Origin of the sequence: Caballeronia sp. SBC1 (assembly GCF_011493005.1) — a bacterium.
Classification (GTDB): domain Bacteria; phylum Pseudomonadota; class Gammaproteobacteria; order Burkholderiales; family Burkholderiaceae; genus Caballeronia.
Window position 1 is genome coordinate 1,540,927 of sequence record NZ_CP049157.1, and the last position, 23,671, is coordinate 1,564,597.

18 protein-coding genes are annotated in these 23,671 nt (G+C 60.5%); 5 read left to right on the forward strand and 13 right to left on the reverse strand.

The window, feature by feature from the left end:
• Nucleotides 1-10: 10 nt before the first annotated feature.
• Nucleotides 11-1,363 (reverse strand): LLM class flavin-dependent oxidoreductase, encoded by a 1,353-nt coding sequence (locus tag SBC1_RS24905; RefSeq protein WP_165094091.1) that lies wholly within the window; start codon nucleotides 1,361-1,363, stop codon nucleotides 11-13.
• 266 nt (nucleotides 1,364-1,629) lie between these two features.
• Between SBC1_RS24905 and SBC1_RS24910 the strand changes: the two genes are divergently transcribed.
• Nucleotides 1,630-2,928 carry an acyl-CoA dehydrogenase family protein gene (locus SBC1_RS24910; RefSeq protein WP_165094087.1) on the forward strand — a complete coding sequence of 433 codons (1,299 nt, stop codon included), beginning with the start codon at nucleotides 1,630-1,632 and terminating at the stop codon, nucleotides 2,926-2,928.
• Nucleotides 2,929-3,133: 205 nt separating this feature from the next.
• On the opposite strand, the gene SBC1_RS24915 is transcribed toward SBC1_RS24910, so the two are convergent.
• The 7 genes from SBC1_RS24915 to prpB all read right to left on the reverse strand — a co-directional run bounded on the left by SBC1_RS24915 (nucleotide 3,134) and on the right by prpB (nucleotide 12,349).
• A complete protein-coding gene (locus SBC1_RS24915; protein WP_031356584.1) occupies nucleotides 3,134-3,337 on the reverse strand; it encodes a cold-shock protein in 204 nt (67 codons plus the stop codon).
• Nucleotides 3,338-4,530: 1,193 nt separating this feature from the next.
• Complete coding sequence (locus SBC1_RS24920; protein ID WP_165094084.1) at nucleotides 4,531-4,920, reverse strand: hypothetical protein; 390 nt, start codon at nucleotides 4,918-4,920, stop codon at nucleotides 4,531-4,533.
• Nucleotides 4,921-4,972: 52 nt separating this feature from the next.
• Nucleotides 4,973-5,995: an IS30 family transposase gene (locus SBC1_RS24925; RefSeq protein WP_165094081.1), complete on the reverse strand. Its 1,023-nt coding sequence runs from the start codon at nucleotides 5,993-5,995 to the stop codon at nucleotides 4,973-4,975.
• A 326-nt stretch (nucleotides 5,996-6,321) separates the two neighbouring features.
• The gene (gene prpF / locus SBC1_RS24930; protein WP_165094078.1) at nucleotides 6,322-7,512 is read right to left on the reverse strand and encodes a 2-methylaconitate cis-trans isomerase PrpF; all 1,191 of its coding nucleotides are present in this window, start codon (nucleotides 7,510-7,512) and stop codon (nucleotides 6,322-6,324) included.
• 82 nt (nucleotides 7,513-7,594) lie between these two features.
• Nucleotides 7,595-10,192 (reverse strand): Fe/S-dependent 2-methylisocitrate dehydratase AcnD, encoded by a 2,598-nt coding sequence (acnD, locus tag SBC1_RS24935; protein ID WP_165094073.1) that lies wholly within the window; start codon nucleotides 10,190-10,192, stop codon nucleotides 7,595-7,597.
• A 68-nt stretch (nucleotides 10,193-10,260) separates the two neighbouring features.
• Nucleotides 10,261-11,427 (reverse strand): 2-methylcitrate synthase, encoded by a 1,167-nt coding sequence (gene prpC / locus SBC1_RS24940; RefSeq protein ID WP_165094070.1) that lies wholly within the window; start codon nucleotides 11,425-11,427, stop codon nucleotides 10,261-10,263.
• Between the two features lie 25 nt (nucleotides 11,428-11,452).
• Nucleotides 11,453-12,349 (reverse strand): methylisocitrate lyase, encoded by an 897-nt coding sequence (prpB, locus tag SBC1_RS24945; protein WP_165094067.1) that lies wholly within the window; start codon nucleotides 12,347-12,349, stop codon nucleotides 11,453-11,455.
• Between the two features lie 196 nt (nucleotides 12,350-12,545).
• Between prpB and prpR the strand changes: the two genes are divergently transcribed.
• Nucleotides 12,546-14,516 (forward strand): propionate catabolism operon regulatory protein PrpR, encoded by a 1,971-nt coding sequence (gene prpR / locus SBC1_RS24950; RefSeq protein WP_165094063.1) that lies wholly within the window; start codon nucleotides 12,546-12,548, stop codon nucleotides 14,514-14,516.
• A 228-nt stretch (nucleotides 14,517-14,744) separates the two neighbouring features.
• On the opposite strand, the gene SBC1_RS24955 is transcribed toward prpR, so the two are convergent.
• A complete protein-coding gene (locus SBC1_RS24955; protein WP_165094058.1) occupies nucleotides 14,745-14,972 on the reverse strand; it encodes a hypothetical protein in 228 nt (75 codons plus the stop codon).
• Between the two features lie 596 nt (nucleotides 14,973-15,568).
• On the opposite strand from SBC1_RS24955, the gene SBC1_RS24960 reads away from it, so the two are divergent.
• Nucleotides 15,569-16,411, forward strand: a complete 843-nt coding sequence (locus SBC1_RS24960; RefSeq protein WP_165094055.1) for a protein-L-isoaspartate O-methyltransferase — start codon at nucleotides 15,569-15,571, stop codon at nucleotides 16,409-16,411.
• A gap of 22 nt (nucleotides 16,412-16,433) precedes the next feature.
• On the opposite strand, the gene SBC1_RS24965 is transcribed toward SBC1_RS24960, so the two are convergent.
• Nucleotides 16,434-17,849, reverse strand: a complete 1,416-nt coding sequence (locus SBC1_RS24965) for an FAD/NAD(P)-binding protein (protein WP_165094050.1) — start codon at nucleotides 17,847-17,849, stop codon at nucleotides 16,434-16,436.
• A gap of 214 nt (nucleotides 17,850-18,063) precedes the next feature.
• Nucleotides 18,064-19,443: an LLM class flavin-dependent oxidoreductase gene (locus SBC1_RS24970; protein ID WP_165094047.1), complete on the reverse strand. Its 1,380-nt coding sequence runs from the start codon at nucleotides 19,441-19,443 to the stop codon at nucleotides 18,064-18,066.
• Nucleotides 19,444-19,802: 359 nt separating this feature from the next.
• On the opposite strand from SBC1_RS24970, the gene SBC1_RS24975 reads away from it, so the two are divergent.
• The gene (locus tag SBC1_RS24975) at nucleotides 19,803-20,078 is read left to right on the forward strand and encodes an HU family DNA-binding protein (RefSeq protein WP_031356592.1); all 276 of its coding nucleotides are present in this window, start codon (nucleotides 19,803-19,805) and stop codon (nucleotides 20,076-20,078) included.
• Between the two features lie 105 nt (nucleotides 20,079-20,183).
• Here the strand turns inward: SBC1_RS24975 and SBC1_RS24980 are convergent, their stop codons facing one another.
• Both SBC1_RS24980 and SBC1_RS24985 read right to left on the reverse strand, forming a co-directional pair.
• Nucleotides 20,184-21,362 (reverse strand): fumarylacetoacetate hydrolase family protein, encoded by a 1,179-nt coding sequence (locus SBC1_RS24980; protein ID WP_165094043.1) that lies wholly within the window; start codon nucleotides 21,360-21,362, stop codon nucleotides 20,184-20,186.
• Between the two features lie 54 nt (nucleotides 21,363-21,416).
• Nucleotides 21,417-23,234 (reverse strand): IlvD/Edd family dehydratase, encoded by a 1,818-nt coding sequence (locus SBC1_RS24985; RefSeq protein ID WP_165094038.1) that lies wholly within the window; start codon nucleotides 23,232-23,234, stop codon nucleotides 21,417-21,419.
• On the opposite strand from SBC1_RS24985, the gene SBC1_RS40660 reads away from it, so the two are divergent.
• The gene (locus SBC1_RS40660; protein WP_165989038.1) at nucleotides 23,233-23,535 is read left to right on the forward strand and encodes a hypothetical protein; all 303 of its coding nucleotides are present in this window, start codon (nucleotides 23,233-23,235) and stop codon (nucleotides 23,533-23,535) included. The two genes, SBC1_RS24985 and SBC1_RS40660, sit on opposite strands and share 2 nt — an antisense overlap.
• Nucleotides 23,536-23,671: the final 136 nt, after the last annotated feature.

Here is a 23,671-nt window from a genome sequence, read left to right on the forward strand (position 1 = left end):
GGGCGTAAGTTTAGGCACTTTTGCGCCACAAGCTCTGGTTCTCGGGACGCCGCAGACCGAGATGCTCGCGCAGCGTCGTACCTTCATATGCAGTGCGAAAGATACTGCGCTGGCGAAGGATTGGAACGACGCCATCGACGAAATCCTGTAATCCACCCGGCAATGTATCGGGCATGAGGTTGAAGCCATCGGCGGCCCCAGCCCTGAACCAGCGTTCGATGTCATCGGCGATCTGCTCGGGCGTACCCACGATCACACGATGCCCCCCGCCTCCGGCAAGTGCCCGGATGAGTTGACGCACGGTGTAGCCATGCGTCCGCGCTTGCGCCAGCGTGGCGTGAAAGAACGTATGGTTGCCGTTGCCTGGGGCCGGCAAGGACAGGTTGTCCGGCAGTTGTTCGTCCAGCTTGAGACGATCCGGCGTTACGCCGAGGGTACCGGCGAGTCGGGCGAGGCTATAGCTCCACGGAATCAGGTCCACGAGTTCATCGCGGCGACGCAATGCTTCGGCCTCCGTTGCGCCGATGATCGTGGTCAGTCCCGCCAGCACCTTCACGGCGTCCGGGCCGCGTCCAAAAGCCGCCGCGCGCGCCTTCAGATCGCGCCCATAGGCTTCTGATTCCTCAAACGATTGCGAAGCCGAGAACACTGCCTCGGCATGCCGTGCGGCAAGCTCTCGGCCATCGCCCGAAGCGCCGGCTTGCACCAGCACCGGATGTCCTTGCGGCGAACGCGGCACATTCAATGGACCCTGCACCGAGAAATGTGCGCCTCGATGCGAGACGGGATGAACCTTCGCCGTATCGACGAATAGTCCGCTCGTTTTATCGCCGATAACCGCGCCGTCCTCCCAACTGTCCCAGAGCGCTTTGACGACGCTGGTGAATTCCGCAGCGCGTGCGTAGCGCTCGGCGTGATCGGGCACGGCATCGCGCCCGAAATTGCGCGCTGAGCCCAGGTCCGCGGTCGTCACGACGTTCCAGCCGGCCCGTCCGCCACTGACATGGTCGAGCGTGGCGAAGCGGCGCGCGATGTTGTACGGCTCGTTGTAACTCGTGGACGCAGTGCCGATCACGCCGATATGCGAGGTCGCTGCCGCGATGCAGGCAAGCAGGATGGTCGGCTCGAGCGCGGTGATCGGGCGAAAGTCGATCTGGTCGGCGATAGAGGCGTTGTCGGCGAGGAACACGGCGTCGAAAGCGGCGGCCTCCGCGATCTGCGCTACCCGCACGTAATGACGGACGTCGATGAACGCTTGAGGATCGGAATCGGCCAGACGCCATGCAGATGGCACGAAACCCGAATGCAGGATATTGACGTTGAGGTGAAGTTGTCGGGGCGGCGTGTTGGTCGATTTGGTCATTCTTGCTCAAGCGCTTATTAGCTAACATTAGCTGATTTTGGATTCTTGATCGGACAGCCGAGCAAAGCGACGAATAAATCCGCTGATCGATATACGCTAAATCACTAAACCGCATTCGCCGCAGTATGAGAACAAGGAGAACCAGGCCCGGGTGACGCCAGCAAAACCCAGTACGCGCATATGGTTAGCACCTATGGTTCGTTGTCGGCGCTCTGGCGTGGCACTTATCCTCATCGTTCGCACCTGTTCAAATTGTGGAGAAGTGAATGACGACGTCAGCACCGGCGGACGCTGCGCTTTACGCGCGTTTCGCGGAAATATTCGAGCAGATCGGCAAAGGCACCATAGAACGTGAGCAGGGCCGTGAACTCGCTCGCGATGCCGTCCAGAGTTTGAAAGACAGTGGCTTTACCGCCTTGCGGGTACCGCGCGAATATGGCGGCGGCGGCGTTTCGCTGCCGCAGTATTTCCGCCTCCTGACGCGTCTGGGCGAAGCCGATTCGAACCTGCCGCAGATCATTCGCGCGCACTCGGGTTTCATCGAACAGCAACTGGAAACCGGCGACGACGCAACCCGCGAGCGCTGGCTGGGTCGTATTGCGAAAGGCGAGACGGTTGGAGCGGCTACGTCAGAGCGCACCGGCTCCACGCACAACAGCGTGACCGTCACGCCCGACGCGGACCCCGGGTTTGTTCTTCTGAACGGCGAGAAATACTACAGCACGGGTACGCTTTATTCGGAATGGATCTACGTCGCCGCGCACGATGCGCAGACCGATCTCCACCTGCTGGTTCGAAGCGATTCACCGGGTGTGGCGCGCACCGATGACTGGGACGGGTTCGGCCAGCGTCTGACCGCTAGCGGTACAACACGTTTGGATAACGTGCGCGTGCCCGTCGATCAGATCCTGTCGCGCTACAAGGCATCAGAGCCGCGCCGCAACTCGTTGCTGACCGCGTTCTACCAGGCCGTGCATCTGGCGACGCTCGCCGGCATTGCACGCGCGGTATTGCGCGATGGTGTGGCGTTTGTTCAGGGCCGTACGCGCACGTTTGGCGTAGCGGGGCAATCGAGCCCGCGTGACAATCCGCTGGTGCATCGCGTAGTGGGACGGCTCGCGAGTCTCGCGTATTCGGCTGAGGCGCTGGTTGAGTCGGTAGCGGCGGCGCTCGACCGGGTGCATCGGGCGCGCAACGCGGGCGTGGCGACGACAGCGGACTACATTGCCGTCGATATCCAGGCCTACCAGGCGCAGCAGATCGTGCTCGAGCAAGTGCTTGAGGCAGCCACGCTGCTATTCGAAGTGGGCGGTGCGTCAGCGACGAGCGAGGCACGCCGGCTCGATCGCCACTGGCGCAATGCTCGCGTCATTGCATCGCACAATCCGGCGATTCAGCGCGAGGCCGCGGTCGGAAATTATCATCTGAACGGGACGGCGCCCGAGGAGCGATTCAGTCTGTCACATGCCGCGGCGGATACGGCTGTGCCCGCCTTCAAACAAGGCGCGGTGCAGGTAGGGAAGCCGGTGGTACAGGACAATGCATTTGCCAGGACTGGCAGATAGAACAAAGAGAACGGCGGTTGGGGCCTATAGGCTTCGATTGCGCCTGATACGTTACCGGTACTTTACCGGTTGTTTGCACGCAAACAAGTGCACGCAAAAAGTCGGCACGCGAACACCCACTACGGGGCGTGGCCAGAAATGGCCGCGCCCCGTCTTCATCCGCGTGGCGGATGAAAATCAGCCGCCGTGACGGCCGGAATGAAACTCAGGCCGGCACGATGTTCGATGCCTGCTTGCCCTTGGGTCCTTGTTTTACCTCAAACGTTACCTTCTGATTTTCTTGAAGGCTCTTGAAGCCTTCTGCCTTGATTTCCGAAAAATGTGCGAACAGATCTTCGCCGCCGTCATCGGGGGTGATGAAGCCGAAGCCTTTTGCATCGTTGAACCATTTGACCGTACCGGTTGCCATGAGCGTATCCAAAATTTAGAGCTAACGAGTGAGAATAAAACCAGAGCGCCGAGCCGCGTCGCATTGCATTGTTGTGACAAGACTTCTCTAAGTCCAATGAGCGCGTCCGTAACAACAGTCGCTGCGGCGCTATGCGCTTTTGGAATTATGGCGAATCAATTGTACGCCGCGCCAATAATTATTGAAGCTTTCCAAACCGGAAAAGCCGAAATGGGTGCGGAATGAGAAACTGAGTCAGTCGCTTAGGCCGCGACGAGCCCAAATAATGGACCTTACATAGACTTAAAGGTATTTGTCAGCAATTTGTCTGGATAAAGGGATTATCCTGATTGCTGCTGAGGATATCCGAAAACACGGAACTTTCTGCCAACAATGTTCGGGAGTTTCCCCAACTTTTACTCAGCTCTTGCAATCCACTGACCGGTCGGAGCCCATGGGCAACAACGTCCTGCCGACTATTGGCTACCGAGCAATTTTTACAAAACATGGGCGGCTAGCTTAAGTATCACGAGCCGAAGGTAATGCTAGCCGCGGCCCGCGTCGCGATGTTACCTGTCAACGTGATGGTAGCCAGGTTATCGGGCGGGGCGAGATCCGTTGGTTGGTTCTAGTCGGCAAGGACCTTGCACGGCGGGCGCCGCTCGTCCTGTTTTTGGCCATCAATTTGTGTTCCGTTTCGCCCGCAGACACTATCAGCATGAAAAAGGCGGATTTCGGCAAGGTTTCGTTTTTAGAGGGGCTCCTGAATCTGTCAGGATTAGCCTCTGCTACCAAGCTTTCAACTTCTTCTTCTCATGTGGCTGAGTCCGATGAACCGAATCAAACCCACGTCCGCCGGCACCATCGATCCGCATAAAACGACTCCCGAACCAGTGGATGGCTCCCCGGTTATCCAGAGTGACGGCGACAACGCCGACGCTCCTGTTTGTCCAGGCTGCGGCACGGTTCTAATGGCGGGCATGGGGAAAGGGCGCGCCCGGGGTTTCTCTCTTAGATGTCCTATGTGTTATCTCGTCTGCACTAGCGAATAGCAAGGCGGTTGACGGGGCTCTGCTTTTAACGACGTATCCACGATCGATATCGCGGATACGTCGTCTCTTCGTAGCGCGCACCCTGGCAGGCAGGGTCAACGCCACAGTACCAGGTTGACGCCCACCTGCAACACAGCGCAGACTCACACGCCCCGTATGGGTTTACTGCGTGACGGTACTCGTGCCGCCCGTACCGCCCGTGGCGCCTCCACTCGGCGTGCCACCTGAAGACCCGCTGCCCGCAGCGGTATCCGCAGCCGTCACGGCTGCGGTCAATGTTGCTGCCGGCTTGCCAGTAGCGTCGACTGCGCCAGCCGCCATCAACTGATCAAGATCCTTATCCTGACCTTGGCCAACCGTGAACGCCGTTGTCAGGAACGCTGACGACGATAAGGTGATGCCATAGGTATTCTTGATAATGGTTGCAACTGCTGTTTCCGCGTTGGCAATCGTTGAACTATTCGAGAGGGCGCTTTGATAGGTCGAATTAGTCGGAAGACTGGCCAGCAAGTTAGAAACAGTCGTACCCAGTTGGCCGGCGAGGTAGCTCAACAGGAGTCCGGTCAACGAAGGGCGGTTTCAAACCGAAGCGCAACAGGAGGGGCTATTGTTTAGAGCCTTGAGGTTGGCTTGCTGAGGCAAGTGTCGCAGCGAAGACCTCGAATGGCGAATGGAACGCGTGAGTGGCGCGCGGGCGGCTGTTCAGACTGTCGGCGATCGCGTCGAGTTCTTCCTGACTGTAGACCGATAGGTCCGTGCCTTTAGGCAGATACTGGCGCAGCAACCCGTTGGTGTTCTCGCAGGTTCCACGTTGCCAGGGGCTATGTGGGTCACAGAAGTAGACATTCACGCCGGTGGCGGCGGCCAGCTCCTTATGCCGCGACATTTCTTTGCCCTGGTCGTAAGTAAAGCTTTGCCGTAAGGGCGCCACAATCGAATTGAGTTTGGCGGAGAAGCCCGCTAGCGCTGAAGCGGCGGTGGCGTCCTCCATCTTGGCAAGCAGCACCAGGCGGCTGGTGCGCTCGACCAGAACGCCTACAGAGGATTGGTTGTTCGCACCCTTGATGAAGTCGCCTTCCCAGTGACCTGGCAGCAGTCGGTCTTCAATTTCGGGCGGGCGCACGTGGATACTGACCATGTCGGGAATCTGTCCGCGCCGGTCGGTGCCCCGCGTGCGTGGCATGCGCGTGCTGTGGCCATGGCGCAGGCAGGCAATGAGTTGGCGGCGCAGTTCACCGCGCGGCTGAGCGTAGATGGCCGTGTAGATGGTTTCGTGCGAGACGTGCTGGGTCGAGTCGGTTGGATACATGCGCTTCAGTGTGCCCGATATCTGCTGAGGCGACCATTTCCACTCAAGCAGGGTGAGAACGATGCGCCAGCAGACACTTTGCGGGCAAAGCTTGGCCCGAGGGCGTGACGCACTGCGGCGCGCGCTGCAAAGCGCTGCAGCAGGCACTGATGCATAGCCAACAGGAGAGCTGTTTCGCGTTAACTCGCGGCTGATAGTTCCCGGCGAGCGCCCAAGTATGCGAGCCATGGCTCGCATACTTGAACCCTGCAGATGCAAGCTTGCAATGATCAGGCGTTCTTCAGGCTGAAGTTGTTGGTAAGAAGTTTTTTCGGGCATTGCGACACCTTATACGAGATAGGTGTTGCACTTCGCTTTTGAGGCCGCCAACTCTAATGGACGCAGGGCAAATTCCTATACCGTGCGTCTCAATTAAGCGATAAATCGCGACAATATCCGGGCTTGGGGGCTTGGGGGCTTGGGGGCTTGGGGGCTTGGCAAGGCAATTGGTTGATGACTCTCGGTGCTGGCGGGTCACGTGCCCCTTCGTAGTGCAATTCTTAATGCGCGACCGTGGCACGGGGAATTTTCGATTTCAAAAATGCATAGACGATGCTGCATCCAGGTTCGGTCCGAGGCGGTTTAGGACGATGCGTCGTCGGCCATCAGAGCGTGTCGGCGGGCGCACGCACCCATCCTTCCATCAGTACACGGGCGCTGCGGCTCATGATGGCCTTGGTGACCGCCCATTGGCCGTCAACGAGGCTCGCCTGAGCCCCCACGCGCAACGTGCCCGATGGATGCCCGAAGCGCACCGTATCGCGTCCTTGGCCACCGGCAGCGAGACTCACCAGCGTTCCCGGAATTGCCGCCGCTGTGCCGATCGCCACGGCCGCCGTCCCCATCATCGCGTGATGGAGCTTTCCCATCGACATCGCGCGAACGAGAAGATCGACATCATGGGTGGCAACCGGCTTGCCGCTGGATGCGACGTAATCGGCGGGCTTCGCGACAAAGGCAATCTTGGGCGTGTGCTGCCGGCTCGCGATCTCGTCGATATGTTTGATCAGGCCCATGCGAACCGCGCCATGCGCGCGGATGGTCTCGAACATCGCCAGCGCTTTCGGATCGCTGTTGATCGCGTCTTGCAGTTCCGTGCCCGTGTATCCGATTGCGTCGGCATTCAGGAAGATGGTCGGGATGCCCGCATTGATCATCGTCGCCTTCAGCGTGCCGATGCCTGGAACCTCGAGGTCGTCGATGAGATTGCCCGTGGGAAACATCGCGCCGCCAGCGCCATCTTCCTCGGCGGCAGGGTCCATGAATTCGAGCTGCACTTCGGCGGCGGGGAAGGTGACGCCGTCGAGTTCGAAGTCGCCAGTTTCCTGCACGGCGCCTTTCGTGACCGGTACGTGCGCGATGATCGTCTTGCCGATGTTCGCCTGCCAGATGCGCACGGTGGCCACGCCGTTATCCGGCACGCGGTCGGGATCGATCAGTCCGTTGCTGATCGCAAACGGCCCCACGGCGGCGGAGAGATTGCCACAGTTGCCGCTCCAATCGACAAATGCGCGGTCGATGGCAACCTGACCGAACAGATAATCGACGTCGTGATCGTCCTTGCCGCTCTTCGCAACGATCACGGTCTTGCTGGTGCTCGATGTCGCGCCACCCATGCCGTCGATCTGCTTGCCGTACGGGTCCGGGCTGCCGATCACGCGCAAGAGGAGCGCGTCGCGTGCGGCACCTGGCACGCGGGCGGCTTCGGGCAAATCCTGCAGGCGGAAGAACACGCCTTTGCTCGTGCCGCCACGCATGTAGGTCGCGGGAATCCTGATCTGGGGTGCGTGGGCCATGATGATGTTGTCCTTGTTTGTCTGGTGAAGCCGGGCGGTACGCTTCCACTGCTCCTTCGCACGCACCGCCCGGATTGCCTTGCTATGCAGCCGCCTGTGACGATTCCAGGAAGTCCTGCGCGAAACGCTGCAGCACGCCGCCCGCTTCGTAGATCGACACTTCTTCCGCGGTGTCGAGCCGGCAGGTCACTGGCACTTCAACACGCTCGCCGTCGCGACGATGTATCACGAGCGTCAGGTCGGCGCGCGGCTTGCGTTCGCCGGTCACATCGAACGTTTCGGTACCGTCGATACCGAGCGTCGTGCGATTCACGCCGGGCTTGAACTCCAGCGGCAGCACACCCATGCCAACAAGGTTCGTGCGATGAATGCGCTCGAAGCCTTCGGCGACGATCGCTTCCGCGCCCGCGAGACGCACGCCCTTGGCGGCCCAGTCGCGCGATGAGCCTTGTCCGTAGTCCGCGCCGGCGATCACGATCAGCGGCTGTTTGCGCTCCATGTAGGTTTCGATGGCTTCCCACATGCGCGTGACTTTGCCCTCGGGTTCGATGCGAGCGAACGAACCCGCCTTCACCTTGCCGTCTTCGAGCACCATTTCGTTGAGGAGCGTCGGGTTCGCGAAGGTGGCGCGCTGGGCCGTCAGGTGATCGCCGCGATGCGTTGCGTACGAGTTGAAGTCCTCTTCCGGCAGGCCCATCTTCGTGAGGTATTCGCCCGCGGCGCTGTTAGCGAGGATTGCGTTCGACGGCGACAGGTGATCGGTGGTGATGTTGTCGCCCAGCACGGCGAGCGCTCGCATTCCCTGCAACGTGCGCTCGCCGGCAAGCGCACCCTCCCAATAGGGGGGGCGACGGATATAAGTGCTCGGCGGTCGCCAGTCGTAAAGCGGGGCGGCACGCTCGCCAGCATCGGCGGCTACTGCGAACATTGGTTCGTACACCTTGCGGAATTGCTCAGGCTTCACGCTGGACGCCACTATCGCATCGATTTCTTCGTCCGACGGCCAGATGTCCGCGAGCCTCACCGGGTTGCCATTGGCGTCAGTGCCCAACACGTCCTTCTCGATGTCGAAGCGGATCGTGCCGGCAATGGCGTAAGCAACCACCAGCGGCGGCGAGGCGAGGAACGCCTGCTTCGCATACGGGTGGATACGGCCGTCGAAGTTGCGGTTTCCGGACAGGACGGCGGTCGCGTACAAATCACGATCGACGATTTCCTTCTGGAGCACCGGATCCAGCGCGCCTGACATGCCGTTGCACGACGTGCAGGCATAAGCCACGACGCCGAAACCCAGTTGTTCCAGTTCCGGCATCAGGCCGGCTTCCTCGAGATACAGCGTGACGGCCTTCGAACCCGGCGCGAGCGACGTCTTTGCCCACGGCTTGCGGGTGAGGCCTCGCTGGTTGGCGTTGCGAGCCAGCAGCCCGGCCGCGATCATGTTGCGTGGGTTGTTGGTGTTGGTGCAACTCGTGATCGCGGCAATGATCACGGCGCCGTCTGGCATCAGACCGGGCTCGTTCTCGACCTTGCCGCTGATGCCGCGCGCGGCCAGCTCGGACACGGGCAGCCGGCGGTGCGGGTTGGACGGGCCGGCCAGCGTACGAACCACCGTGGACAGGTCGAACTTCAATACACGCTCGTAGTCGGCGTTCTTCAGGCTCTCGCCCCAGAGGCCGGTTTCTTTCGCATACGTTTCCACTAGCTTCACCAGATCGTCATCACGGCCGGTGAGCTTGAGATACTTGATGGTCTGCTCGTCGATATAAAACATCGCGGCCGTGGCGCCGAATTCGGGTGCCATGTTCGCGATGGTCGCGCGATCGCCAAGCGTCAGGTTCGCCGTGCCTTCACCGCAGAACTCCAGGTACGCACCGACGACTTTCTCTTTGCGCAGGAATTCGGTCAGCGAGAGCACCACGTCGGTGGCCGTGATGCCCTCTGACGGCTTGCCGCTCAGTTCGACGCCAACAATGTCGGGCAGGCGCATGTAGGAAGCCCGGCCCAGCATCACGCTTTCGGCCTCCAGTCCGCCCACGCCGATCGCGAGCACACCGAGCGCGTCGACCATCGGCGTGTGTGAGTCGGTACCAACGAGCGTGTCCGGAAATGCCACGCCGTCCTTCACCTGCACGACCGGGCTCATGCGTTCGAGGTTGATCTGATGAAGGATGCCGTTGCCCGGCGGAATCACAACGATGTTCTTGAAAGCCCTCTTGGTCCAGTCGATGAAGTGGAAGCGGTCCTCATTGCGACGGTCTTCGATGGCGCGGTTTTTCTCGAAGGCGTCAGGATCGAAACCACCGCATTCGACGGCGAGCGAGTGGTCGACCACGAGCTGCGTCGGCACCACCGGATTCACCAGCGCCGGATCGCCTCCCTGAGCAGCAATTGCATCGCGCAGGCCTGCCAGGTCGACGAGGGCGGTCTGGCCAAGAATGTCGTGGCACACGACGCGCGCTGGAAACCATGGAAAGTCCAGCTCACGTTGGCGTTCGATGATTTGTCTGAGCGATGCGGTGAGCGAGGCGGGCGGGCATCGCCGCACGAGGTTTTCGGCGAGCACGCGCGACGTGTACGGCAGCTTGTCATAGGCGCCGGGCTGGATTTCCTCGACTGCGGCGCGGGTGTCGAAATAATCCAGCTTCGTGCCGGGCAGGGGTTTGCGGTTTGCAGTATTCATACCGTGGGGGAAAAATAGTAATGGTCGGGATAGTTGCCGGTGTGCTTGTCAACCATCCCGTGTCACGGTCAGCGCTTCGCGAGCGGCACGAAGGGCAGATCGTCCGGCCCCGTATAGTTTGCGCTCGGGCGAATGATCTTGTTGTCGATGCGTTGCTCAATGATATGCGCAGCCCAGCCCGATGTGCGCGAGATCACGAAGAGCGGCGTGAACATCGCGGTCGGCACGCCCATCATGTGATACGACACCGCGCTGAACCAGTCGAGGTTCGGGAACATCTTCTTCGCTTCCCACATGACTGATTCAAGCCGCTCGGCGATGTCGAAGAGCTTCGTGTTGCCCGCTTCCTTCGACAGCTTCTTCGCCACTTCCTTGATCACGACATTGCGCGGATCGGAGATTGTGTACACCGGATGGCCGAAGCCGATCACGACTTCCTTCGCTTCCACGCGTCGACGGATATCGGCTTCTGCTTCGTCCGCCGTCTGATAGCGCGTTTGAATGTCGAATGCCGCTTCGTTGGCACCGCCATGCTTTGGGCCGCGCAATGCGCCGATTGCGCCGGTGATCGCCGAATAGATGTCCGAGCCCGTGCCCGCGATCACGCGGCCGGTGAACGTCGATGCGTTGAATTCGTGTTCCGCGTACAGGTTCAGCGATACGTGCATGGCGTCGACCCACGACTTCGACGGCTCTTTGCCGTGCAGCAAATGCAGGAAGTGGCCGCCGATGGAGTCGTCATCGGTTTCGACTTCGATGCGCTTGCCGTTATGCGAATAGTGATACCAGTAGAGCAGCATCGAACCGAGCGACGCCATCAGACGATCGGCAATATCCTTCGCGCCGGCGATGTTGTGGTCGTCCTTTTCGGGCAGCACCGTGCCGAGCACCGACACGCCGGTGCGCATCACGTCCATAGGATGGGCGGACGCCGGCACGAATTCCAGTGCAGCCTTTACGTTGACGGGCAGTCCGCGCAACGCCTTGAGCTTGGCCTTGTACGCGGTCAGTTCGGCTTGCGTGGGCAGCTTTTCGTGGACCAGCAGATGAGCAATTTCCTCGAACTCGCACGCGCCCGCGAGGTCGAGAATGTCATAGCCGCGGTAGTGCAGGTCGTTACCCGTGCGTCCGACGGTGCACAACGCGGTGTTGCCGGCCGTCACGCCCGAAAGCGCGACCGATTTCTTGGGTTTGAATGCGCCGGCAGCCGGCGTGGTGGTGGTTACATCGCTCATGTGTGTGTCGTCTCCAGTGCAAGCGTTATTTCTTCGTGGCGAACAGCGCGTCGAGCTTGTCTTCGTACGCGTGATAACCGAGATATTGATACAGATCGGCGCGCGATTGCATGGTTTCAACGGCAGCTTTCTGCGTGCCGTCGCGCAGCACCGTCTGGTAGAAGTTGAGCGCCGCCGCGTTCATCGCACGATACGCGCCGCAGCAGTAGAGCGCGATGTCGACATTGGCATCGCGCAGCTCGTCAGTCGTGAAGAAAGGCGTCGAGCCGAATTCGGTCAGGTTCGCGAGGATCGGCACCTTCACGGCGGCCTTGAAGCGGCGATAGTCGTCGAGCGACTGCATTGCTTCAGGAAAAATCATGTCAGCGCCGGCTTCCACATAAGCCACCGCGCGTTCGATCGCCGCATCGAGGCCTTCCGTCGCCGCCGCATCGGTGCGGGCCATGATGACGAACTGGTCGTCGGTGCGTGCATCGACTGCGGCTTTCACGCGATCGACCATTTCTTCCTTTGGCACGACTTCCTTGCCTGGGCGGTGACCACATCGCTTCTGGCCGACCTGGTCTTCCAGGTGCACGGCAGCCACGCCCGCCTTGATGAACGAGCGCACCGTGCGCGCGATGTTGAAGGCGCCACCCCAGCCCGTGTCGATATCGACGAGCAGCGGCAGGTTCGACGCGTCGGTGATACGGCGCGCGTCGATCAGCACGTCGTCCATTGTGCTGATGCCGAGATCGGGGATGCCGAGCGAATTTGCCGCCACGCCCCCGCCCGAGAGATAGAGCGCCTTGAAGCCGACCGCTTCCGCCATTTTTGCTGCGTAAGCGGTGATCGCCCCGACTACCTGCAAGGGTTGTCCTTCAGACACCGCCGCGCGAAATCGCGCGCCGGCGCTGGTGGGTTCCTGTTTAGCTGAATTCAATTGTTCGCTCCGGTAAAGGTGCAGTTCTAGACGCAAAAGACGGGCCAAGCATGGCGAGCAAGGTAAGCCCATGATTTGCATGGCTATTTCAGTAGGCGCAATTTGCATTCTATTTCGAATATGAAATATCGATTTCACATTCGAAATGTCGATGCATAATAAGCACGCCCCTCAATCTTAGTTCCGCCTGTTTCTTATGACGCCCCAAATCTCCGATTCCGTTGAACGCCCGCGCCTCTGGGCAATGGGAATAAGCCGGTTACAAGACCTGTTTTTCGACATCGCGCACGAGTACGGCGAACGCGCTGATTTGCGCATCGTCTCGCGTGGCTTCGAGGACGCGGTGAAGGAGATCAGCGCGGCGGGCGACGCGCGGCCTGATGTTGTCGTCGCGGGCGGCGCGAACGGGGCTTTTCTGAAGTCTCGGGTCGCCGTACCTGTCGTGCTGATCAGCCCGACAGGTTTCGACGTAATGCACGCGCTTGCACGAGCAAGGCGCAAAGCGGCGTCAGTCGCTCTTGTCACACATGGCGACACGCCCGACGAGGTTCGACGGTTCGTCGCCGCTTACGATATCAAGGTCGTATTTGCCTCGTATCAATCCACGGAGGATGCGGAAAATTGCGTGCTCGATCTTCGCGATCGGGGCGTGGGCGCTGTCGTTGGTCCCGGGCTGGTCACCGACCTGGCCGCGCGCGCCGGCATGGAGGCGGTGTTCCTTTATTCGCGCGCATCCGTGCGTTCAGCCTTCGACACAGCGCTGGAAGTCGCGCAGGCAACGCGCAGCGAAGCGCTGCGTCGTCAACGGCTCGACAACCTGTTGCAGCACATGCGCGACGGCGTTGTTGCGCTCGATGCTCAGGGCAGGGTCGAGGCGATCAACCGGCGCTTGGCGGAGGTGCTCGGCATTGATGCGGCTAATGCCGTCGGCCACTCGCTGCTGGAGCTCGCGCCCGATATCGCGGCAGCATTGCCGGACGCCGACGGCGATGCGCTCGGCTCGGTACGCGGTGTGAGCTATGTCGTGCATCGCGGCCCGCTCGCGACAAACGGGGCAGCTGCCGGAACGGTTCTGACGTTTCAGGAGTCGCGTGCCGTCGAGCGCCTTGACCGCACGCTGCGCTCGACGCAGCGGACCCAGCAATTCACCGCGCGCTACCGGCTCGACGATCTGGTCGGCGAATGTGCTTCCATGCAGCGGGTTCGCACGCTCGTTCAGCGCTACGCGAAATCGAACGCGACATTGCTGATCCTCGGCGAAAGCGGGACCGGCAAGGAGATGGTCGCGCAGAGCATGCATCACTTAAGCCCGCGGCGTGACTTCGCGTTTGTCGCGATCAACTGTGGTGCGTTTCCGGAAGCGTTGCTCGAAAGCGAATTGTTCGGCTATGAGGAGGGAGCGTTCACCGGTGCGCGCAAGGGGGGCAAGGCCGGGTTGATCGAGGTGGCGCATCGAGGCACGCTGTTTCTCGATGAAATTGGCGAGATGCCCTTGCCGCTGCAAAGCCGCCTGCTGCGTGTATTGCAGGAGCGCGAGGTCGTACGGCTCGGCTCGACGGAACCAACTCGCGTCGATATACGGGTGATTGCCGCGACGCATCGAGCGCTGACCGATGGCATCGAGGCGGGCACGTTTCGCGCGGATCTTTATTATCGGCTCAACATCCTGAATATCGCTTTACCGCCATTGCGCGAACGACCGACTGACCTAATGCCGCTCGCTGTCGAACTCTTGATGCAGGCAGCGAAGCGGGAGCCGCAGCTTCGTGCGCGGATCCGCAATGCGGATGTTGCTGTGCGCGTGCTCGCGGGTATTGGTGACTCGATGTCGAGCTATGCGTGGCCGGGCAACGTACGCGAGTTGCAAAATGTGATCGAACGGATTGCCGTTGAACTGGCCGATGCGGATGGCACCGGCGCAAGCGCGCTCACCAGTGAGGATCTGCACTCGATCGCACCAGAACTCTTCGAGGCACGTTCAGGCGCCCGTTCAGGCGCCCGCGAGGAAGCGCTGACGCTGCGCGAGCGCAGCCGCCACATTGAGGCCGACGAGGTCCGCGCGGCACTCGCTTCCTGTAACGGCGACCGCGAGGCAGTCTGCAAGGCGCTCGGAATCAGCAAGACGACGCTATGGAGAAAATTGAACGGGACTGCAAGTCGCAAGTAAAAGTGAAAGACACGGGAATTACCATCGAACTATCGGAGCTTGCGGAATGCTGTGTGGGTCTTGCCCCAAGAATGCGGACATCGGGCGGTGAAGCAGCCCGCGCTCGGGAGCAGCAAGCCACTATGCGCGGTAACGCAGGGTGCCGAAGCCGGCTCAAGCACTAGAAATGCGTGCCTCGTGTCCTTGCGGTGCGAGACAGCAGACGCCGCATCAATTGGCGAATTTTAGTTAAGACAGTGAGGCAAGCAGGATCGACAGTCTTCTGACATGAGCCCTGAACGCGTCGGTTGTTTCGCGGTCGCCTGTGGAACTCAAGTGTGACGTCTCGGCGATTTCGGCCTGCTCATGGAAGTCGTTGGCGACCTTGCTCCTTATGTCCGGTGGCAACGATCGCACGATGGAGACCAACAGAGCCTCTTCAGCGTGAATCATCCCCAGTATGGAACGGGTATCCATGCGAACCTCCGTTGAAACCGCGGTGAGAGCAATCTAGCACGATTCGCCGGTCCGTTGACGGCGCATTGGCGGAATCGTGCCGGAGATCATCGGCCTGAAAAAGCCACCGAACGGGGCCTCGAAACGCGGTTTCCAAGGCTGGTCTTAAGCGAAATCAGAGGTGTCGCGCAGGGAGCGATGATGGACCGGGCAATACATGAATGGCACAAACAGAAACAACGTCGCGTGAAATCCAGTTCAAGCGCAAGGTTGGTAGAAGCGCAAAGACGCACTGGTGGGAGCGAACATCACCTCGTGGTTGCTCTGCACAAAAAATGCGTTTCCTTAAACATAGAGTCCATTGGCATGGGTGATTGCGATCGGCTTGGTAGAAGCCTTGGCCTGGCGCATCTTGACGTCGATGAGCGGCACAGAAGACAACCGGACATAGAAGGCTTAATCTTAACTTGATACCCCGTTTTTACCAGGCTGGAGACCGTTTCCCGCAGATTTTCGGCGGACGATCATTTGTGCGGAATCGCAGTTCACGAAAAGAATACAGGCAATTTATCGGACTAGAGCGAACCGCTGCCAACTCGTTGATTTAGCATAGTGTCATGCGCAAGGAAAAGGCGAACATCGCAGAAGTCAGGAAGCGCTACGCCAGGCTCATGGCTGCCGCGAGCAAGTCCGACGATCCGAGGCTTGAGCGCGTGTTCGAACTCGTGTCCCGCGAGGCGTTCCTGCCGCCGGGCCCGTGGAAGATCCTGGTGGACTACGAGTACTTCGAGACCCCCAGCGCCGACCCTGCCTATCTTTACCAGAACGCCCTGATTGCGCTCGATGCCACTAAGGGAATCAATAACGGCGAGCCGTTTCTTCACGCCGCGTGGCTAGGCTCGGCCGCGCCGCAACAGGGCAACGTGGTGTGTCATATCGGTGCGGGTTTGGGTTATTACACCGCTATTCTTTCCGTGCTCACGCTCCCTGGCGGTCGGGTGGAGGCGTTTGAAATCGAACCGGGTCTGGCTGAGAAGGCGCGCAAGAACCTGCAAGCGTTCGAGGGCGTAACCGTCACGCAAGGCGACGCGACCAAGCTGCCTTTGCCCGCGTCGGATCTGATTTATGTGAACGCTGGCGTCCTGGCGCCGCCGCGCTCCTGGCTTCAGGCGCTGCGTCCGCATGGCCGCTTGATTTTTCCGTGGCGCCCGTCCGATGCAGTCGGACTGACCCTGTTGATCACACGAACCGACGCGGGCTTTGAAGCGAAACCGCTCATGAGCTCGTGGTTCATTCCTTGCGTTGGCGGGGCGTCGACTGCGGATACATTTGTGAGGCCGCCCGACGCCCACGCGGCACGGTCCGTCAGGTCAGCGTGGCTGACGTCAGATCGTGTACCCGACAAGACCGCGGTGGTTGCTTACGAACATGTCTGGTTTTCTTCGTCGGCGTTGGGTTGATGCATGCAGCTACGAGCACGCGTCAACGCGATGTGTCCGCGAGCAGGCTGCCATCCTTGAGCACACGTTCGAGATGACGTGCGATGTCGGGTGCGCCGGTCATTTCGCCGAAGCTTCCGCGTGTCATCGGGCCAAAGGCCAGCAAGCCCGTCGACACCTCGCCGTCCGCATTCCTGAGCTGGCTCCGAAGGTCGGTGTCGAGTCCGATCCGCACCGCATCCAGCCGCGCGAGCCCGCCCTCCAGAAGCGACTTCACGAGCGGATTCCGGTCGATATCGCGTGCTGGTCCCGTGCAGAAAACCACTGCGTCGAAAGCGTGCTCTTCATGCGTGCCGCCCGCACGTCGCAGGCTGACGCTGAAGTGCTCCGACACGCGACGGATGCCTGCAATACCCGCCGTGGTGACGCTCATCTGACCACTCTCGATGGCTTGCTCTATAGCAGTATGAATTTGCGGCGCGATCCGAAAACGATGCACGTCCCAGAACGCCAGCAGCCTCTTCACCACTCGACCTTGTTCGCGTGGCGGCAACGCGTTCCAGATCCGGGGGAGATCGAAACGCAGGGCGTCGGCGGCGGGTTGCCAGCCAATGCGAGCCCCGTCGCGCGCGATCCTCTGCCTGAGCTTGCGCACGAGTGCACGGGCGCTCGCGGGCGGCGCGGCGTTGTCGAGGAAATCGGCGGCATCGGAGAAAATTCCATGCGGCTGGGCGCGCAAACCCCGTCGAGAAATCGCCATGATGCGTCCGGTATGCCCGCGCTGGATCAGCGTGACAGCCACGTCCGCCATCGTCAGGCCAGTGCCCACCAGCAGCACGGACGCATCTTTTTGAATCGCGCGCAACGCGTCTGATGCCCACGGCTGCGTGATCAGTCGCGGATCATGTAACGCCTGCTCGTCGATGACCCCAGGTGGTTGCGAAGGTGTATGACCGAAACATAGCGCAACGCGATGTGCATCCAGATGCGAACCGTCGTCGAGCGTGACCGTATAACCTGAATCACCTGAATCGGTCTTTCGAACCCCAGTGGCGGTTGCTCGCCGATGCCTCACGCGCACATGCGAGGCGGCCTCGGCCACGACGCTGTTCAACGTCGCGGCGACATACTCTCCGTATCGTGCACGCGACACGTAGTAGCTGCCCTGGCCGTCGCTGCTGCCGGAATCGATTGCGTCATGCGCCTGGAGCCAGCGTGTGGCATGGGTGGAGTCGCCGGCGAACAGGCTCATCCGGTCGCTCGGTACGTTGATCCTGTGCAGCGGGTCCGACGTTCCATAGGCGATACCCCGGCCGAGTTCCGCCGACGGTTCCACAATAGTGAAGTCGAGATCGACGCCAGTCGGGCACGCACGAATGGCATGAATTACGAATGCGACGCCGGTGAAGCCGCCACCGATCACGACGATGTTCAACGGGATGTGGTCGGGAGTGTTCAAGAGAGTGCTCATGGTGCTGAAGCGTCGAGGATAGCTCAGCCAAAACGCCAGGTGAATGCTCTGTAAAGCATGAAATTCGCTAAGCTTGTGCGGATTGGCGGCACTTTCATATCAACGGAAGGCGGCTTGATGGTTTGTATCGGATCACTAATGATTGGATAAGAAGAGTAAGGCTGGGTGCAAGGCCACGCTGGCATGACAACGCCGACGTACCTTACTTCGCATGAACTTGACGAAACGACGCGCCCGTATGCTCGTCGGGCAACCTCGCGCCGCGGTTGAACAACTTCTCGCGCAGGGTTCCGTCGGCGTAACCAGTCTTGTAAACACCGCGCGCCTGCAACTCGGGAATCACCAGGTCGATGAAGTCCTCGTAACTTTCGGGCGTCACGGTACGCGTCAGATTAAAGCCGTCGATACCCGTTTCATCCATCCACGATTCCAGCGCGTCAGCCACTTGCACCGGATCGCCGACAATAGTGGTAAACCGGCCGCCGAGTTTCAACTGATCGAGCAGGCGCCGCACGGTCCAACCGGATTGCCCATCTGTCACGCGCTGCACCGACGACTCTATGCCGCGGCTCTTGTGACCGCCCGGCGGTTCGAGTTCGTCATCCAGACCGTTCTTCGAATAATCGATACCACTGCCCGCCGCAAAGTGCGCCAACCCCGCTTCGGCATTCGCATAACTGGCGTACTCGGCGAACTTCTCCTCGGCTTCGGCCGTGGTGCGGCCCACCACGACGGTGACGCCCATGAACACCTTGAGACTGGCAGGATCCCGGCCTGCCTCGGCCGCTTGCTTGCGCAATGCATCGACGAGTTTGCGCGTACCTTCCTTGCTCTGGCTCGATACGAATACGCACTCTGCATGACGGATCGCAAATGCCTGCCCCCGTCCCGACGAACCCGCCTGGAACAACACAGGCGTACGTTGCGGCGAGGGTTCGGACAAGTGGTAACCCTCTACATCGTAATAGCGGCCGTGATGGTTGACCTTGTGGATCTTCTGCGGATCCGCGAACACGCGCGCGCTGCGGTCGCGCACAACGGCGTCGTCTTCCCAACTGCCTTCCCAAAGCTTGTAGGTGATGTCGAGGTATTCGTCGGCGCGGTCGTAGCGTTCGTCGTGGGCAATCTGCCCGGTGAGACCCATCGCGCGCGCGGCGCTGTCGAGGTAGCCGGTCACGATATTCCAGCCGATCCGGCCCTCGGTCAGATGGTCGAGTGTGGAGAAACGCCGTGCCAGAAGATAGGGCGCTTCGTAAGTCAGGTTCACGGTCACGCCGAACCCAAGATGTTGCGTGACGGCCGCCATGGCTGAAACCAGCATCAGGGGATCGTTGACTGGTAACTGTATGGATTCCTTCAGCGTCAGGTCGACCGACGCCTGATAAACGTCATACGTTCCCACGATATCTGCGATAAAAAGTCCATCGAACAGCCCGCGTTCAAGTAATTTTGCAAGATCTGTCCAGTATGAAAGCTTTCGGTAATCTTGCGACTGGTCACGCGGATGCGTCCATAGACCATGATTGATATGGCCGACACAGTTCATATTGAACGCGTTCAGGAGGATCTTTTTCTTGCTCATGGGAGTGGCACGCGAAGGGCGGGGCGGAAGAAGGGGAGCGAACGAAGGCCACGAAAACCGCCTACATGAAGCCGTTTTAGCTGCGTTTCAACGATAAAGGCAGCAAGAATGCTTACACAGCTTCAGTGCGTTGCAAACTATTGAATTCGAATTTGCATTCCATGACACTGCGATTTATCGCGCTGCGTTGCGGCCTGTTGAGCGAAATCGCAGACGCCAGGAGAACCAAACCGGGTATAAACCCGCGACAAATTGGGAAGAAAACGGATTTGCCTCTAGCGTGCGTGTCCGGTAAGGTGACGCTTCCGCCATGCAAACCGCATGGGCAGTGCGTTGTACCCATCTTTGAGAAAACAGAAATGAACAAGCAAGAACTCGTTGACGCCGTGGCGTCCGCCACCGGCACGAGCAAAGCCGCAGCCGCGGAAGCTATCGATGCATTTATCTCTACTGTCACGCAAGCCGTTGTCAGCGGCGACAGCGTTCAGTTCGTCGGTTTCGGCACCTTCAGCACCGGTGCACGTGCCGCGCGTACGGGCCGCAATCCGAAGACCGGCGACACCATCCAGATCGCTGCTGCAAAGACGGTCAAGTTCACCGCCGGTAAAGCGTTCAAAGATCTCGTCAATCAGTAAGAATGACGGACGCGTCCTTGCAGCGTTTTCGGGCAAGGACGCAGTCGAACGGCGGTTAGTTTTATCAGACGAATTCGCCGTATCGATTCAATCATTGATTCAGCTTTAGGAAGCGCGTGTGCTGTCCAGCATGCCGCGCGCCGCCAGGTTGCTATAAAGCGCACGTACCCCGAACGTCCAGGGCGCAATTTCCGTCGATAAACGCACGGTGTTCACGATCGCGCCCAGCGACGGCGTAGAGATTGTCACCACGTCGCCCAGATGATGCGTGAAACCGCCACCGGGCGTGTCGCGATCCTTGATCGGCGAGAACATGGTGCCGAGAAACAACATGAAGCCGTCCGGATACTGATGATGCGCGCCATGCGTCTGCGCAACCAGGTCGGCCGGATCGCGGCTGATCTCGCGCATGTGGCTGATGCCGTCCAGCACAAATCCATCGTCCGCGCCTTCAATGCGCAGGGACACGCTCGCCTCGCGCACGGTGTCGAGCGTGAACGTTCCGTCAAACAGCCGCACGAACGGACCGATCGAGCATGAGCCGTTGTTGTCTTTCGCTCGGCCGAGCAGCAAAGCGGAGCGGCCTTCAATATCGCGCAGGTTGACGTCGTTGCCGAGCGCCGCACCCACGATCGTGCCCGCGCTGTTCACGGCCAGCACGATTTCCGGTTCGGGGTTGTTCCACTTCGAAGTCGGATACAAACCCACGTCCGCACCGAATCCAACCGATGACATAGGTTGCGATTTCGAAAATACTTCGGCATCCGGACCAATTCCGACTTCCATGTATTGCGACCACGCGCCGCGCCGCTCGAGTTCGGCTTTCAATTTTTCCGCCGCTTCGCAACCGGGTTTTATCTTCGATAAATCCGCACCGATCAACTCGTTGATCATCGAGCGCGTTTCCTGCGCCTTGCTTGCGTCTCCGCCCGCGTGTTCTTCGATCACGCGTTCGAGCAGGCTTACCGCGAACGTCACGCCGCACGCCTTGATCGCTTGCACGTCACACGGCGCGAGCAAATGCATTACATGGGCGGATGAATCGAGCGACGCGCTGATCAGCGCCTCCACGGATCCAAGCGACTCGCCTGGTGCATGGCGCGCGATCTCTACGGCATCGTCGCGATCGAAAAGATCGGCGGTGGTGGCGACCGTTGATGTGATGTCGATGACTTCGCCGCGCCGAACGACGACCACCGACGGCCCGTCTATAGGCGTGGGACGCCAGACGCGGCCGATCAGCAGCGCGTCGTCAAGGTCGGAGGGGAGGTAAGCGTGAGGCATATTGTGCGTCTCCAGAAGGTTTCCAGAAGAATGATGGCCAGGCGTCGGCGCGTCTTAGTGGTTGTGGCGCGATTCGCCGCGCGTCTCGACGATGTTCAGATACAGCGTCGCCGGTTCCAGGCATGCGCCGCTGCCGTGCTGGCCGACCATGCTCCGGTAGATCTGTTCCCACGGTGTCGAGTTCTTCAGTACAGCCGGCTTCCAGGCCGCGCGGCGTTCGGCGAGTTCAGCTTCCGGGATCATCAGGTCGACCTTGCGCGTCTTCAGGTCAATGCGGATCTTGTCGCCCGATACGAGCAACGCAATCCCGCCGCCAACGGCCGCTTCCGGTGATACGTTGAGAATGGACGGGCTCGCCGACGTGCCGCTCTGACGGCCGTCGCCGAGCGTTGGCAAGGTGTCGATACCGCGCTTGAGCAGCGCCGCTGGCGGCTGCATGTTGACCACTTCGGCGCCGCCCGGAAAGCCGACCGGGCCGCAATTGCGGATCACGAGAATCGAACGTTCGTCGACGCCGGTTTCCGGGTCTTCAATACGCGCGTGATAGTCCTCCGGGCCTTCGAACACGACGACCTTGCCCTCGAACACATCGGGATGATCCGGGTCGGCGAGGAAGCGCTTGCGGAACGCCTCGTCGATCACGCTGACCTTCATGACGGCGCTGTCGAAGAGGTTGCCCGAGAGCACGACGTATCCGGCCGACTCTTTCAACGGGTTCGCATACGCGCGAATCACTTCGCGATCGGGTACGGGAACGGTGGCGAGGTCTTCGCCCAACGTGCGGCCGGTGACCGTGCGTACGGCGCCGTTGAGCCTGCCTGCGTCGAACAGTTCCTTCATCACGGCGGGCACACCGCCTGCCCGATGAAACGCTTCGCCAAGGAAACGTCCGGCCGGCTGGCAGTCCACCAGTAACGGGACCTCGGGACCCAGCCGCTGCCAGTCTTCCAGCGTGTGATCGACACCCATGTGGCGCGCGATGGCGATCATGTGAATCGGACAATTCGATGAAGCACCCAGCGCGGCCGCCGCGACCACGGCGTTCTCGAATGCGCCCTTGGTCATGATGTCCGATGGACGCAGATTCTCCGCCACCATGCCGACGATACGCTTGCCGGTCGCATACGCCATCCATCCACGCTCGCGATGCGGCCCGGGAATCGCCGCGCAACCGGGCAGCGACATGCCGAGCGCTTCCGCAAGCGAGTTCATGGAGAGCGCTGTGCCCATCGTGTTGCAATGCCCGACCGAGGGCGCGGAAGCAGCCACCATGTCCATGAAGCCGGGGTAGTCGATCTCGCCAGCGGACAAGCGTTTCCGAGCGTCCCAGATCACCGTGCCGGAGCCGGCAAGCTTGCCGTGATACCAGCCGTCGAGCATCGGTCCGCCGGACAGCACGATGGCGGGAATGTTGACCGTAGCGGCGGCCATCAGGCACGCGGGCGTGGTCTTGTCGCAGCCGGTGGTGAGGACCACGCCGTCGATCGGATAGCCATGCAGGATTTCAACGAGACCGAGATAGGCGAGGTTGCGATCGAGCGCGGCGGTGGGGCGCTTGCCTGTTTCCTGGATCGGGTGAACGGGGAACTCTAGCGGAATGCCGCCTGCGTCGCGGATGCCGTCGCGTACGCGGCTCGCAAGCTCGAGATGATGGCGGTTGCAGGGAGCGAGATCCGACCCCGTCTGCGCAATGCCGATGATCGGCTTGCCCGACTGCAGTTCTTCGCGCGTGATGCCGTAGTTCATGTAGCGCTCAAGATAGAGCGCGGTCATGCCGGGGTTGGAGGGATCGTCGAACCAGCGGCGGCTGCGCAGACGCGGTGTTGCGGTGTCGTCGGTGTCGTTTGTATGGGTGGAGTTGGATGGGTTCATGAGTGTGAATGTCTCAGGTTTGTTATATAGGCAACTGCAGGGCAACTGCGGCGCAACGGCCGCGCGGATTAGCGCGTGTAGTGTGTATTCGGTTAGCAGCGGTTCGCCGTTGAAGAACACTTATAGATTGTCCGGTGCGAGGCCGGCCATTGCCGTACGGGTTTCTACGGTCGCACTGGATCTGTGCGGTTGCAGCACGACGTTGTCGAGTGCTGCGAAGCCCGAGCCGATCGATGGCTCGTTCCAGAATACATCGAGTGCGACGCCTTCGCGGCGATGGTTGCAAAATTGTTACCGGTAACAGTATCAAACGCGTTCGGGGATGTCCAGAACAAAAGAGACACGACAGAAGGGCGAGACGCGTGAACGCGCTGACTTTGCTTAACGACGCCGTGGGCAAGGGCAGCTAAAGCATCCGGGCCCTCTTGTGCGGCCCA